At 52.9% G+C, this 13,996-nt stretch carries 10 protein-coding genes and 5 pseudogenes; 3 read left to right on the top strand and 12 right to left on the bottom strand.

The features are described 5' to 3' along the window. Window positions 1–87: 87 nt before the first annotated feature. From ACYQ6M_RS28545 to ACYQ6M_RS28530, 4 genes and pseudogenes are all read right to left on the bottom strand, one after another. Window positions 88–459, bottom strand: a pseudogene (locus ACYQ6M_RS28545) (IS66 family transposase); the annotation flags it as partial. A gap of 139 nt (window positions 460–598) precedes the next feature. Continuing rightward, window positions 599–1,351 (bottom strand): aminoacyl--tRNA ligase-related protein, encoded by a 753-nt coding sequence (locus ACYQ6M_RS28540; protein WP_460077169.1) that lies wholly within the window; start codon window positions 1,349–1,351, stop codon window positions 599–601. Between the two features lie 243 nt (window positions 1,352–1,594). Next, window positions 1,595–2,124, bottom strand: a pseudogene (locus ACYQ6M_RS28535) (recombinase family protein). 253 nt (window positions 2,125–2,377) lie between these two features. Next, the gene (locus ACYQ6M_RS28530) at window positions 2,378–4,519 is read right to left on the bottom strand and encodes a methyl-accepting chemotaxis protein (protein ID WP_460077167.1); all 2,142 of its coding nucleotides are present in this window, start codon (window positions 4,517–4,519) and stop codon (window positions 2,378–2,380) included. 272 nt (window positions 4,520–4,791) lie between these two features. Here ACYQ6M_RS28530 and ACYQ6M_RS28525 point away from each other — a divergent pair, with 272 nt between their 5' ends. Both ACYQ6M_RS28525 and ACYQ6M_RS28520 read left to right on the top strand, forming a co-directional pair. Beyond that, the gene (locus ACYQ6M_RS28525) at window positions 4,792–5,034 is read left to right on the top strand and encodes a hypothetical protein (protein WP_460077165.1); all 243 of its coding nucleotides are present in this window, start codon (window positions 4,792–4,794) and stop codon (window positions 5,032–5,034) included. A gap of 423 nt (window positions 5,035–5,457) precedes the next feature. Further along, a pseudogene (locus ACYQ6M_RS28520) lies at window positions 5,458–5,583 on the top strand (ATP-binding protein); the annotation flags it as partial. Window positions 5,584–5,732: 149 nt separating this feature from the next. Here the strand turns inward: ACYQ6M_RS28520 and ACYQ6M_RS28515 are convergent. The 7 genes and pseudogenes from ACYQ6M_RS28515 to ACYQ6M_RS28485 all read right to left on the bottom strand — a co-directional run bounded on the left by ACYQ6M_RS28515 (window position 5,733) and on the right by ACYQ6M_RS28485 (window position 12,456). Further along, entirely contained in the window at window positions 5,733–6,560 is an 828-nt protein-coding gene (locus tag ACYQ6M_RS28515; RefSeq protein WP_460077162.1) for a substrate-binding periplasmic protein, read from the bottom strand. Window positions 6,561–6,785: 225 nt separating this feature from the next. After that, window positions 6,786–7,109: a hypothetical protein gene (locus ACYQ6M_RS28510; RefSeq protein ID WP_460077161.1), complete on the bottom strand. Its 324-nt coding sequence runs from the start codon at window positions 7,107–7,109 to the stop codon at window positions 6,786–6,788. A gap of 43 nt (window positions 7,110–7,152) precedes the next feature. Then, entirely contained in the window at window positions 7,153–9,159 is a 2,007-nt protein-coding gene (locus ACYQ6M_RS28505; RefSeq protein WP_460077159.1) for a methyl-accepting chemotaxis protein, read from the bottom strand. A gap of 234 nt (window positions 9,160–9,393) precedes the next feature. After that, a pseudogene (locus tag ACYQ6M_RS28500) lies at window positions 9,394–9,669 on the bottom strand (DDE-type integrase/transposase/recombinase); the annotation flags it as partial. 47 nt (window positions 9,670–9,716) lie between these two features. Beyond that, a pseudogene (locus ACYQ6M_RS28495) lies at window positions 9,717–9,953 on the bottom strand (DDE-type integrase/transposase/recombinase); the annotation flags it as partial. Between the two features lie 277 nt (window positions 9,954–10,230). Further along, window positions 10,231–11,127 (bottom strand): DMT family transporter, encoded by an 897-nt coding sequence (locus ACYQ6M_RS28490; RefSeq protein ID WP_460077157.1) that lies wholly within the window; start codon window positions 11,125–11,127, stop codon window positions 10,231–10,233. Window positions 11,128–11,652: 525 nt separating this feature from the next. Beyond that, the gene (locus ACYQ6M_RS28485) at window positions 11,653–12,456 is read right to left on the bottom strand and encodes an alpha/beta fold hydrolase (RefSeq protein WP_460077155.1); all 804 of its coding nucleotides are present in this window, start codon (window positions 12,454–12,456) and stop codon (window positions 11,653–11,655) included. 223 nt (window positions 12,457–12,679) lie between these two features. Between ACYQ6M_RS28485 and ACYQ6M_RS28480 the strand changes: the two genes are divergently transcribed. After that, window positions 12,680–13,024, top strand: coding sequence for a 5-methylcytosine restriction system specificity protein McrC (locus ACYQ6M_RS28480; RefSeq protein ID WP_460077154.1), 345 nt, complete (start codon window positions 12,680–12,682; stop codon window positions 13,022–13,024). Between the two features lie 341 nt (window positions 13,025–13,365). On the opposite strand, the gene ACYQ6M_RS28475 is transcribed toward ACYQ6M_RS28480, so the two are convergent. Then, complete coding sequence (locus ACYQ6M_RS28475) at window positions 13,366–13,695, bottom strand: helix-turn-helix domain-containing protein (protein WP_460077152.1); 330 nt, start codon at window positions 13,693–13,695, stop codon at window positions 13,366–13,368. Window positions 13,696–13,996 lie beyond the last annotated feature (301 nt).

Below are 13,996 nucleotides of genomic sequence, written 5' to 3'. Positions count from 1 at the left end.
AATCTGACGTAAGCGCTCATTCCCCTGCACGTTGACGCCCGCGATTTCGGCGGATTACCTTCCGACAGAGGAAGGCATCGTATCAGCTCAGACGACGGTGGCTTTCGGGAAGTTGAAGGGCAGCAGATCGTTGATGTCGGTGTCGGCGGCGCGCTGCGGTAATTCGGTGAGGACGTGGCGCAACCACGCTAACGGCTCGACGCCGCAAGCCCGGCAGGTCGACATCAGGCTGTAGACGACGGCGCTGGCCCTGGCTCCTTCGACGGTGTCGCTGAACAGCCAACTCTTCCTGCCAGTGGCAAAGACTCTGATGTCGCGTTCGAGAAGGTTGTTGTCTATCGGCATCCTGCCGTCCTCGGTGTAACGCGCCAGATATTCCCATTGGTTCAGGGTATAGGAGACGGCATCACCGAGCTTGCTGTCCGGCAAGACCTTCGGGGCGATCGCGTCGAGCCATTCTTGGGGTCGGTTCCGGCTCGGGGACAAATGGCACCCTAAGCAGTTTCGATCGTCAGCCAGGCGAAAGAAATTTGGGCGCAGTATATCAACATCTCGCCTCGGCGTAGACCGCGACGAGATGTTTAGGCAGTGGGCTCAGTCAGGCGCTTTCCGCAGCAATCGTCCAGTTATGGAGGCATCGGTCAAGACCGATGGCTATTTCCAGCACCAGAACACCATGCTCGCGGACTCCGCCGCCTTTCGCACGAGACAAAAACCTTTGTGGGAAGTCTGTACGACGGGAGATAGAGCAAACTTCCATCCACTTGAATCCGTTGTCGACCTCAACATCCATCGTGACCTGCGAATAGCTAGGGAGACGGTCTGACACGATGATGCGAGTTGGCAAGTTGATCACGGAAGCGATCATCTTCCTCACAGGTTCAAGGGAGGCGGAATGGTAGTCCATGCCGGTGTCAGATGTGAACGCCGCTTGGAACTCTATCTGCCAGAACTCCTTAAGGCGCATGTGGGCGGTTGTCTGTTCCTGCTCCCGGCGATACGAGCGACCAGCTTGCCATACGCAAAGCGGCAATTTGGCACCAGTGTGGTTGTTTAGAAGATGCGTCATATAGGCATAGGTAGAGGGCGTAGTCTCTGGCCGGAGGACAAGTTCCGTCTCGGTAGGACTGAGCTTTTCCTGAACCCAGACGTCGGCGTTTTCGTAAGCATCGGAAATATGTTGCCGGGGTATGAGTGTTGGCGCTTCTATGCGCCGCATATCCCATGCAGGGTTGATCGATCGAAGGAAAGCGCGCATCTCCTCCGAAAAATGACGAATGAACTCTTCACGCCGGAGGATTTCACGTTCCTCCCAGTGCACGAGTGAATTTACGTTCGAAATGCTGAGCATGGCCTAATCTCCATGGTGGCCACAAAAGGATGAGGTGAATGCTTTACGTCCAATCGGTCGCGCCAAAGCACGGCATCACGACTGGACGCGAAGACCTCGTCCTTCGAACACGCATGCGACAAAGGTCCGCTGGTAGCGGCCCACTCTGGTCAACGTTGCGTGTACACTGCTCATGGTCGAGATGGATGCCCCAACATCGTCATCCGGTCAACTCCAATCTCGTCCCGTGTTCATAAAATCAATCTACTCATCGCGTGCCCGACGGACTATATCGGCTACTGTATTTTTGCTGATACCGAGATCGCGGGCGATCCAGCGATAGCTTCGGCCTTCGGCAATCTGTGCCATGACCTTCGGTGCAAGCCTATCTGACTTTGGACGTTCGCCAAGCTGACGTCCCAATTTTTTACCACGCGCTTTCGCAGCGGCGAGCCCGGACTTGACCCGCTCGCTGATTAGGTCACTTTCGAATTCCGCAATGCCTGACAGGAAAGTTGCAAGCATACGGCCGTGCGGGGACGATAAACCAAAAGTCACGCCATTCATTGCAATGACCGAGACTTTCCAGCCTTCCAATTCACGCAATGTATTCAGGAGATCGGTCGTCGACCGCCCCCACCTGGAAAGTTCAGTTACCAAGATGGCGTCGATCTTCCTGGCTTGTGCCAGCGCCATCACTTTCTTGCGACCGGCCGGTCGAGCTTTGTTCCGGACCCGGTCTCCTTGAATATAGCCGTGACTTCGAATCCGGCCCGTTCAGCAAAAGCTGTCAAATCGTCTTCCTGCCGCTCGCATGACTAGCCCGCGGTGGAAACGCGGCAATAGATGGCGGCGCGCTGTCCCAATTGAACCCTCTTGGAATTTAGTGTCGGAGAGCCTTGGTTTATGCGGGGTGATTGTTGTCCAAAACAGACTATGGTTCTTATAGGTCGGCGCGGCACTGCTCATGCCGTTCAATCACCCCGACATCCTTGACGAAAAAACAATGTGACAGCACCGCCGTTTCTGTTTTCAGATCCTGATCCGTCAGGCCGCGGCGACCTCGCGCAGGAAGTCGTTTACGGCCGTATTCAGCGAACGCAGTTTCTCGGAGGCGACCTGCGTCGCCTGATCCACCGACTGCGCCGAATTGGCCGTCGTTTCCACGGCAGTGCTGACATTCGACATGTTGTCGCTGGCCGCGCGTGTGCCCGAGGAAGCTTCCGAAGCACTGCGGCTGATCTCGCCGGTGGCCGCATCCTGTTCCTGAACGGCAGCGGCAATCGAGGTGGTGTTCTCGTTCGCCCGAACCATGATGGAAGCGATGCCTTCAATCGCGGTCACTGCCTGCTCGGTGGCAGACTGGATTTCCGCGATCTGGTTGGAAATTTCCTCGGTCGCCCTGGAGGTCTGGGTGGCCAGCTCTTTCACTTCGGCAGCCACCACCGCAAAGCCCTTGCCGGCTTCGCCGGCCCGGGCAGCTTCGATCGTTGCATTGAGCGCCAGGAGGTTGGTCTGCTCAGCGATTGCCTGGATAAGGCCGATCACTTCGCCGATCCTGGCAGAACCCGACGACAGCAATTCCATTTTCTGTGTGCTTGCCTGGGTCTGGCTGGTCGCATCGGCAATCACCCGCGTGGTTTCCTCCACACGTTGACCGATTTCGGAAATCGACGATGACAGCTCCTCAGTGGCGGCCGCAACAAGCTGTACGTTGCCCGATGCCTGGGTTGTTGCCGCAGCAGCGCTGCTCACCTCTTCAGAAGCTCCTGAGGCCGTTTCCATCATGGAACTTGCATTGGCTTGCATTTCAGACATGGCAGCGTCAACGGAACCGAGCATTTCGGATGACTGCGTGCGGAAGCCCTCGATCAACGCCTCGATCCGGAGCTGACGGTCCGTACGAGCCTGTTCTTCAATCTTTCGTGCTTCTTCCAGACGCGCCTGCTCGGCGACGCCATCTCTGAAGCCTGCAATGGCGGCCGCGATTTCTCCAACCTCATCCTTTCGGTCTGCTTCCGCAAAGACGACGGATACATCACCACCGGCGAGGCGAGCCGCATTGGCGACAAGGCTTTTGATCGGGGCAACGATCGAGCGTGCAGCCAGCCAGCCGATTGCCATCATGATGCCGAAGATCCCGAGGCAAATCAGTGCGATCTGATTGCGCAGCGCCCGCACCGGCGCGAGAATTTCATCGCGTGCCTCGACCGTGACAACCGCGAGATTGGCTCCAAAAAACGTCAGAGGCACTGCAGCGGCCAGATAGTCCGTGTCGCGGAACCCTTCCAGGTTTCCGGAAGCCGGCTTGCCGCCAAGGGCCTGATCCACCAGAGACGAATCGAGGCTTGCGGTCAGGATATCGTTCTGTCCGGGTGTCTTGGAAGAATCGTTCCGGAACAGCTTGTCTGCACCGACAAGGATGGCCTCCCCTGTTTCTCCGAGACCCGCCGCGCTGCTCATCACGCTGTTGATGTTGTCGATGGGCATCTGGAAGGCCAGCACGCCAACACGCTTGCCGCCTTCAAAAACCGGTGTCGCAATGAAGCTTGCCGGTGCATCCGCGCTCGGAGCATATGGTTTGAAATCGAAGAAGCGAACTTCGTCCCGTCCACCGTTCAACGCCGCCCGGAAGGCATTGCCCAGATCCGTATCCTTGTATTTGCCGGTGGTCAGGTTGGTTGCGTAGTCGAGTTCCTTGAACACCGTGTAGACAAGCGAGCCGTCCTCCGCGAACAGGAAGATGTCGTAGTAACCGCGGGTCTTCAGCATCTTGCTGAACCACGGATGATACTGTTCATGCGCCTCGTCGTAGGCGGTGTCGCCAGCGCGCATCAGCGCGTCTTTCTGGCCCGTCGGATGCGGATTGTCGTGAATGTAGGCTTTCTGCAGGCTCGCCGTGGCATCGCCCTCCTGGCTTGCCCACCCTTCCTTGAAATCCGCCAGTGCGGATTTCACGAACGGACTTGCGGCGGTGACCTGCAGATCCTGCACGATGGAGTCCAGATAGTGCGAAAGATCTTCGGCGCGCGCACTTGCAAGAGCCGAAAGCCGCTCTTCCGCCTGCTCTTCCAGATCCGTTGAACTGACCCAATAGGCAAGGGCGCCGACAAACAGCGCGGCCACAACCGAACAACCGGAGATGATGGCGGGCAGACGAAAACTGAGTTTTGCGATCCAAGTTCTCAAGGCGTCCTCCCGAGGTAGAATGCCTGTAAGTATAAGGAATGGATCTTTATTGTAAGTAAACAAACTTAGATGCTCATCATGTAATATTTATCAACTCCTCACTGTGCTTTAAACAATCAGCTTTACATCGAATTTTCGCAAATTAACATCTTAAGGTTGAGGTATTGAAGAGACTCAATGCAAAGAAATTCGGATTAATCTTGTTATAAGTTTTGTCGGCATTGCTAACTTGTTGCTCCCGCTTGGACTTTGTAGGTCGTTGAGATGTTTGAGTGTCTCGATTTGCTGCGCCTTCCCGTCGCAAACACCAGGACGCTTACTGGATCCCGATCAAGGGCGGCAATGCGCGTATCACGATCTTTACCGACAACGACGGAAAGGTCTGCCATTTCTACTTCATCGACCGGGAAGAGGAACGGCTGAAGATCGCCGAACCGGGTACCGGCAAGGTGTCTTACACCAGTTGGTTCGGCGGGAAGGAAAAGACGCGCTCAAGCTCTGCTTCCTGCGGCTAACCCACTTGGGCAGGGGCGCGGCCTGGGTCCCTGCCCTTTCCCCATTCTCAAAATTTATCGCAACGCCCAAGCAGTGGGCCGGCATCGGAGTGAACAGCCATGTCTCAGGTTCTGTTGCAAAAAATCCTTGAGCCACTTTCCAGGCACTATGCTGCGTCTGATGTTGTCGAAGTCCGGACCAAGGCTCCGTGCAAGCTGATCGTGGAACGCCGCGATCTGGAAAACCGCATTGCCGAAGTTGATGAACCGGCTTTGACCCTGCACCGGATCAAGACCATCTGCCGAGCTTTGGCGAATATGAAAGGTCTGGAATTTGACCCCACATCCAAACCACAGCTTTCAACGGTTCTACCAGGCGGTCAAAGCCCTCGCGAAATACATCGCCGGTGCAAAGGAGAAAGGCGAAAAGCTCGATCAGTTCTGGCTTCTGTCTTCGGCGACGCCAAAATGACCACGGCGCTCCTCGACCACCTGAGCCATCGGTGCCACATCCTGGAAATCGGGAACGACAACTACCGCTTCCAAGCAAGCTCCGCAACCGCAGCATAAAAGAGAAGAGAAAAAGCTAAACCCTTGACCAAATCCTGATCAGAAAACAATACTCACATTTGGCTCAATTATCGGTGGAAAATCCGGCTCGGTTCAGCGTAAAAATCAACACTTAATTATTGATATTCAGAAATTCTGGCGAAATTAACTCAATTGAGCGGTCCGTACGATTGCTGAGGACGAAATAGGTGGTCAAATTTGCCAGTTGCTTTTACTGAGTCGAAAGCAGCCTCAAAACAAGTGACCACCCGATCAGGTGTAGATTTGCTGAATGCGAAATAAACCTCAGAGCTGTCGGCAAGAAAAAAACGATCGTAGTCAGAAGGGTTAGCACCTGCTCTGCGGGCTTCAACTTCGAATGCGGTCCAACCCGTGATGACAAAATCAATTCGACCGGCTTCCAACATTCTCATGTTCAGGTCGGCACGGCTGTTTTTCGTAATATTCTCGCTTGGAATTCCATGCCGTTTTGCAAACATTTCACTGGCATCATCAATAATCACCCCAAAACGGTATTGATACAGGTCTGCCGGACCAGCGATCCTGATGCCTTGATCCTTTCTGCCAATGAAATAGGTATCATTTTTGAGAATGGGGCCGGCCCATTTAAACATCTCCTCGCGTTCCGGCGTGCGCGTCATCGAAAACAAGACCGTATTCGGTTGAGTTTTCACCCTGGAATATCCTCGCGCCCAAGGTACCACTTCGATTTCGGCAAGAGTTTGTTCAGCGTTAGCCTCTTTGAGGATAGCAAGCAGGAGATCGACTGTCACACCTTTCAGAATACCGTTTTCAATGTATTGGTATGGGGGCCAGTCTTCGGTCAGAAACGAAAGAGGAGACAGACATTGCCTTGAGTTTCGCTCTTTCCCATACGCCATGAAACACAGCACATAGAACCAGAGAGCTGCAAGCAACATGAACCTTAAGGCAGTGACTGGCGAAGCACCGCTAAAATCAAGAAGAAATTTTTTCATTCCTCCCCCTGAGCCATCTCTGGTGGTCTTCTCAATTGAAATCAATTACCCAGTTTCACCCGCGGATCCCTCTGGTTAGTCCGTTGGCTTTCATTCATGCGGTGGGTTCGAAGCTCCCATGCCTCATTAGCCACATAGGTCAACGAAACGGCTCTTTGTTCGCCGTGTACGTTGCGGGCTTCAAGCGCTACGTCATCTGCCGGACACCAAGTATCCGGATACCAATCAGTTTCTGTTGGTGTCGACAACGTTTTCGGCGGTAGTAACGGCGCAGATCCCAATCGCATAGGTTTCTATGGCCATCATCGCATTCACGGCCACGGTTTGCGCAATTAGTGTAATCTGAGGGTATTTCTTCGCATTTTCAAGTAACTCTATCATCTTCATGCTCAGAGCTCGTATCTCCGGCGCTTTTGAAAAGTGCGTATCAGAGTTATTTCCATCCCAAAGCGTCAGTATCCTTTGAAAGCCATTGATATATTTATCCTCCAAACAATCTGGTGCACCACGCTCACGGTCATAGTCGTTAAACTGTATCACCATTGCCATTAGCTTCTCCCAACTGAGTGAACTTGCATTGCTCCGCGACTGATTACGCTGCCCGAACATCAGCCAGAAACTGCTCAACCTGAGCTTTAAGAAGTTCTGACTTGCTGCTGAGTTCCGCGGCTGTAGCTGTCACCTGTGTTGCAGCAGAGCCGGTCTCACTTGCACCTCTCGTAACTTCCAAGATATTTGAGGTCACCTCGCCTGTGCCTGCAGCCGCATGCTCAACACTTGTTGCGATTTCACTTGTCGCGGCGGACTGCTCCTCAACTGCAGACGCGATGCTCGATGCAATTTCATTGATGTCCGCAATCGTCTTGCCGATGCTTTGGATTTCAGAGACAGCTCCTTCCGTTTCAGCCTGGATGCTGGCAATCTGTTGTCCGATCTCCTCAGTTGCCTTGCCTGTCTGGCTTGCGAGTTCCTTGACCTCCGCCGCTACGACTGCAAAGCCCTTACCGGCTTCTCCTGCGCGTGCAGCTTCTATGGTAGCGTTCAATGCAAGAAGATTGGTCTGCTCGGCAATGTCAGAAATGAGCTTGACCACATCACCGATTTTCTGCGCCGCGACAGCGAGCCCCTGAACCTGACGATCGGTGCTGATGGCCTGGTCGACGGCTCTATTGGCAATCTCAGCGGATTGGGCGACTTGACGTGAAATCTCTTGAATTGAACTGCTTAGCTCTTCGGTGGCGCTGGCGACTGTCTGAACGTTCGCGGATGCATTCTCTGCCGCGTCAGCGACGGCGACTGCACGATCATTCGTATCACTCGCAATGTTGGACATCGAGTTAGCAGTCGACTCCAGCTCAGTGGATGCACCAGCAACCGCGCCAAGCAGCTCCGAGACACTCGTGTCGAACTTCAGTGTGAGGTCAGCAACCCGTTTTGAACGAGCCTCTCGTGCCGCAACTTCTTCTGCTTCGCGCTTCGACAGCTGCTCAGCTTTGATCATGTTTTCCTTGAACACCTGGACAGCCGCTGCCATCAATCCGACCTCGTCCTTTCGATTTTGGTTCGGAATCTCTGCCGATGTATTGCCATCTGCGAGTGACCTCATGGACGATGTGATCGACTTGATCGGTCTTGAAATGCCCATCCCGATGAACCACGCAGCCAGAGACCCGAGCACGACACTGAAGAGCACAATTCCAACGGTAATTGACACAGCGTTTTGAAGCGCTGCAGTGGTTTCCGGTCCGATAGTGTCTTGCTCGCCTTTGATCGAAAGTTTGAGTTCCTCCATCTTCCCGGCAACTTTCGGACCGATTGCATCAAGCGTTCCCGAAATGATCGTATTGCGCTCGACTATCGTGTCATGAGCACTGTGAAACGCTTCAACATACTGCAGGTAAGCTGCTTTGGCTTCTTCGGAGAGTTTTCTGCGCTCCGGGTTTTCCAGAGAAGCGATTAGGGCATCATAATTCGCCGCGAATTCGTTCGCTTCTTTGGTGGCGCGCTCGTAATCTGCCTCCTTGTTCGAGATCAGAAACTTGCTCACGTAAAGGCGCATCAAGAGCAAGTTCCGCTGAACGTTGCCTGCCAGATAGGCTGCCGTGGCGTCATTGTCCTCGTAAGCACTCTTCATCACCGCTGTCAGATTGCGCTCGATTTGTGGTCCGAGCGCATCAAGGGCACCGACCACGAACTGGTTTCGCCGATCCTGCAACGCTGATACTTCTTCGAAGGCTTTGATGTATGCTTGGATCTCTCGGCTTGCTGACACCACGGCTTCTTTTCTCGAAGGCAAGGCAACGATCTCGTTTAGCTCCTTTGCAAGAGCCAACGTGCTCGCAGACCGATTTTGAACACTCTCAACAGCTTCCGGTGAGCCGTTGATAATAAAGTTTTTTACAGCCAGTCTTGCTTCGAGAAGATTTGCCTGAACACGTCCAGCTTGATTAGATTGCAGCGCGATGGAGCGATAACGTTTGAATTTGTCGCTGCCATCGTTGAGATTTATCGCTCCGGTCACCCCTGTCAAAATCAACAAGAGCAAAACAACCGCGAAGCCACCAAACACCTTAGCCGTCACTGGAACATTTTTGAGCATAGCGACCCAATCCTTGTCTTGCGAAACAAATACAACCGGAGGGGGCAAAACTTAGCTGTGTCGTAAAATGCCAAGTCCCGCCACGTAAGCAGTCAGCGCTCAAATAATTAATTTATTATTGATGGTTGATTTAATACAACTCTTAGTCATTCAATATTTTTTTGCGCCTGTTGTAAATGACAGGTGTTTGGGAGACGGTTGACTGCATTCTGCTTGCTGATCAGCCCCACGTGCTTAAGCGTTCCCATCCTGAAGATGGTTTTCGAGCATACTCATCGCCTCGGCCAGAGCACATTGACCAAGGCCGAACGCCCTCTCGACAATGCGAGCCTCACCAAGCACGTAGTTTGAAAAGTTGAAGATGCCAGTCTGGCCCTTGCTCAGAGCACGCATGACCTCAAAACGCTTGATGGTTGAATAGGAAGACTTCATGGTCTTGAAGCCGCGCACTGGCCGGATGGGCTGTTTCAGCTAGCCGTGACCGGCCTCGACGATGTTGTTGAGAAAGTGATGTCAGGTTAAGTTCGCTGGGGTAATTGTGGACAGATGCATGTTGGTCAGGCGGCTACGCCTGCAACGGATTTCCAATATGCGTTGGCACCGAGCCGGTGCAGATGGACATTGATTGCTGAGGGTTTGGAGCGAGGGGGAACGAAGAGACTTCGAACCGCCGAAAAGACGAACAGGAAACGTTGCAACCCTCCTGGCGACCGAAATCCCTGCATGACCCGCTCTCGTTTTCGCAAAGGCAGATGCGAGTTTTCAGCGCGATTGTTGAGGCCTTTATTTGATCGAATTTTGCACCGCCGATCTCAAACTGCGGTGCGGACACTTCAAGCGCAAAACTTGGGCTTTTTACTTCGGCACAAGTAGGGACTATTCAGCCGATACCGACAAACGAGCCGAACTGACCGGAGAGACCACTAATTTCTAAACATGGGTCGAAGGTCGGGGTCCCGTGACTTGCTCCCCGATTCCAGCGGGGAGCACTTTCTTTCGTTCATGCCGATCTCTTGATTTCGGATTTGTCGAGGCTTTTACCCGTCCGAAAGCCCTTCAGGAAACACCGGTTTAACGCGATCGGTTGCGGAAAAACCCAGTGTCGCCGAACCACACCATTAAGCCCGCAATGACCGTGACTACTCCGCCCAGCAACGTGAGCGGATCGGTAACATAGTCAAAGAACAAATAAGTGAGTATTACCGCAATCGGCAATGCCAGAAAATTCAGCGGTTGAAGTGTGCTTGCGGGCGCGTATTTCAACGCTTCGGTGAACAGAATATGCGTCGAAATTGCACAAACGATAATTGCGGCCATCACCAAAAGCGCGGTTATTCCCATCTCCTTGAACTGAAACACACCCATGCCAGTTGAAAGTAAGACCGCAACCAGGGTGAGATAAAGCATGGAGGTCTTGGTGCTGTCTTTCATGGCTACCTTGCGCGTGAGGACTGTATAAAGTGAGAAGCTGATCACGGCGCCAAGGGCAAAGACCATGGAAATATCGACCTTTTCAAACCCCGGGCGGATCACAATGAGTGCGCCAGCAAATCCGACCATAACCGCACTCCAGCGGTAGCCTCCCATTGTTTCACCAAGCAGCGGTACCGCCATCACACTCACGACAATTGGATAAAGCATGAAAACGGCTTGTAGGTCGGATGTCTGCATATGTCCGAGCACCGCAGTGAACAGCCAGATATCGATTAGAAGCAACACGCTGCGTAATATCTGTAAGCCTGGGAAGTGCGACTTAAGTGCCGCCCGCAGTCCCGCGCCGCGGTGAAGCCATACCAGCATGAACAGTCCGACACCCCAGAACCTGATCATGACCAGCTGAAGCGGAGAAAAATCTGCGGCAAGTGATTTGACCGCAATGTCCTGAATGCCGAAAAGCACCAGCGAGATCAGAGTGAGCCCGATCGCTTTTGGGATATTGTGAAGTTCCAACACGGGTGTTGTGGTCATTTCGAGTTCCTCGATTACACAAACGTACCAGCGCGATGCGAGCTGAACGTATGACGAAAAACCCCGGTTGCAGACGCAAACGGGGTGCCGGTTCATTATGTGTGTCTTGTTGGGGGAGTACTGCATCTTCGGTCCAATCGCGCAAATCAAGTAGATCTGGCTGCACTTGGACGAAGCTTGGGCAGTACCTCTCTAATGGCTTAACGGTGGATGCAAGTCAAGCCGATTCATTCGGTGCGAGTGCACCGCTTTGACAGAAGTTGGCGGGAGTTGAGCAGCACTGAAGGCTCACGAGCGGAGTGAACCGATGCAGTGGATGTCCCACCTGACGGCATCCACTGCATCGGTTCAGTTTGATTGTAATGCGATTACTGCTCTTGCTGTTCCTCGCAAAGCTCTGGCCGACCAGGAATTCAATCCTTATCTCCTTCGTCTCAAACTTTTAAGATAACTCGCGACCTCTTTCACGGGGTCGTTTTCATTCAATACATGTTGGAGATGTTGTCGGTACTAGCATCATATTTGTCAGCCACCCCTTGTCGCAAGTTTGATTGCATTGATAACGCTCGCTGGGCTTTCCAGCGGGATCATATGCCCGCAACCGGTTGCGCGGATTTGGCGAGATTGGTGACTAAGTGAAAGCAAATACTGCTGAGAGTCTTTCCAGCTATTAGATGAATTTTTTTCGCGCGAGATTACGGTCAGAGGCATGGACAGAGTGGATTGCATGTAATTCTCGAACGCTTCCAAATCAATCATTTCTCTGCCTCTTGGAACGTGAGCCCAATCCTCAGAATTAGTGGCTCTAAGCAGACCAAGCGATTCACTAATTGCATCGACCAAAATGACTTCCCGAACCCTTTGCGGCCATCTTTGGGCGATAACGCGCACTGGATACCCACCAAAGGAATGGCCGACCACGACGAGCTCATTTCGAGCTCCAACGACATCGAGCAGTCCAGCAACGAGTTGCATATATGCGTCAGGACCATACGCAAGGCTCGTTGAGTCCTTGTTTGATAATGGGCGATTGTATCTGCAGACATGCGCGAATTCCGAAACTTTCGGCAACACATATTGCCAAGTATCTGCAGAAGCTCGAGCACCTATGCCATTCTCCAACCAGACCGTCACTACCGAATCGGGTGGTCCATCACATTGAATTTCTACTGACCAACCAACCACATTTATTTCATCATATTCGGGCTGATTAGAACATGCTGGCGCAAAGATAAAAATCACGATCGCCAACACGGGCCACTTAACAACTTCTTTCTTATGAGTGAACAATTCGAGGTGATAAAAATGAGCCATAGTGTCGCTTTGCATCAATAATATTACTCTGGAGCATAAGCATAACGCGAGGAGTGAAGCTGACCAGTTCCTACCTTGATCACTTTACACTGATTCACGGCGTTGGTGCACGGATCGTTTATCAGTTCTGAAGTATTGGGCTTGTGTCGAAACAAGCCAGCTGTTTGATCATGCCTTTCAAGCACAATGCCTGCCGCCGCCATCGTATACCGCCGCGCCTGCCGGTGCGAAGACGGTCTTGTTTGACCCCGTCGAACCCGGCGTGAAAAACGCCCCGGTAACACCCGACATCGTTATCAAAGAGAACGACGTCGCACGCCTGATCATTGACGCCAAGTACAAGCCCGTATCGAAGAAGCCTGATCGAAACGACATAAACCAGATCGTCCTCTACGGTGCCCGGTACGACACCGAACAGATCATGTTGCTTCATCCGGGCCGGGCTCCCGCAGCTCCGGCTGTCACGCAGCTCGGTAAAATAGGACCATATGACGTCTACTACGGACGCATCGACTTAAATGCCTCCAATATTGAGGACGAGGAAAAACTACTCGCAAACGCAATTCGCGAGTTGTTGAAATAAGCGGCATTTCCCATGGAGTTTTCAGGGGTGCTTGGAGGCTCCCTTGAATGGCAATCAAGCGGCCAGGCTCTCTTGTAACTTTCTGTCGCTGATGCAAGAAGCCGTGTTTTCAGGTTAGGCCGTGTGGACGAATTGACTCAGGTATGAGTTTTGGGACTCCGGATTTGATTTCAAAGTGATTCATAGGTTGCCGACGTGATTTGGAGATCGGCGATGTGTACCAAGATGACAGAACGGGACTTTGAACTGGCGCTGGAGGTTTTCCGGGCTTATTTGCCACGGGTCGGCGCGAAGGAAAAGAATGACCGTCTGTTTCTGGAGGCGCCGCACTATTTCACGCTTCACAACATCTCCTGGCGCGCTTTCCGGCCGATTTTGAAACCGTGATGTTCCAAAAGCATCTCGGCCGCCAGCGTCGGTCTGAAATCCTCGAAGCGCTTACGCATCAACATCATCGCATACTCACGCTCGGCCGGATGGATGGCGTTGCTCGGGCGGCGGCCACGAGCCCGGTGACGGATCCCGCCAGGACCTTCGGACCGGAACCGGTCCAGCAGACGATAGACGTGCCGTCTGGACATGTTCATCAGGTTGGCCGCCGTCATGACGCCAATGTGGCCATCTTCGACCTGCGCCAGGATCTCAACCCGATTCAAATCACGCTCACTCATCAAAATCCATCCCATGCCCAAACTCCCGACAACCTGAAGGACGCCGGAAGCGTGACATTTTTGAATTGCACATGTGAGACATCTTAGTCCGGAGCTTACAATAATATATAACGTTAGTAGTTATTATGGAATTTATTTTGATCAAGTGATCAAATTTGCTCTGCAGTGAGCCATCCTATCTACGGAAGATGCGAACCGACTTACGGGCCTTGATCGCCCTTACCGGCGATGTCACGGTAACGTCTTGTGAGGGGTGGCTGCGATAGACGCAGGATCATGAGCACTTCGCCAGTCAGTTACA

The sequence above is a fragment of the Roseibium sp. ROS1 genome (assembly GCF_054658215.1).
Note: the sequence above shows the minus strand (reverse complement) of the source record. Positions and strands in the feature narration are given on the sequence as shown.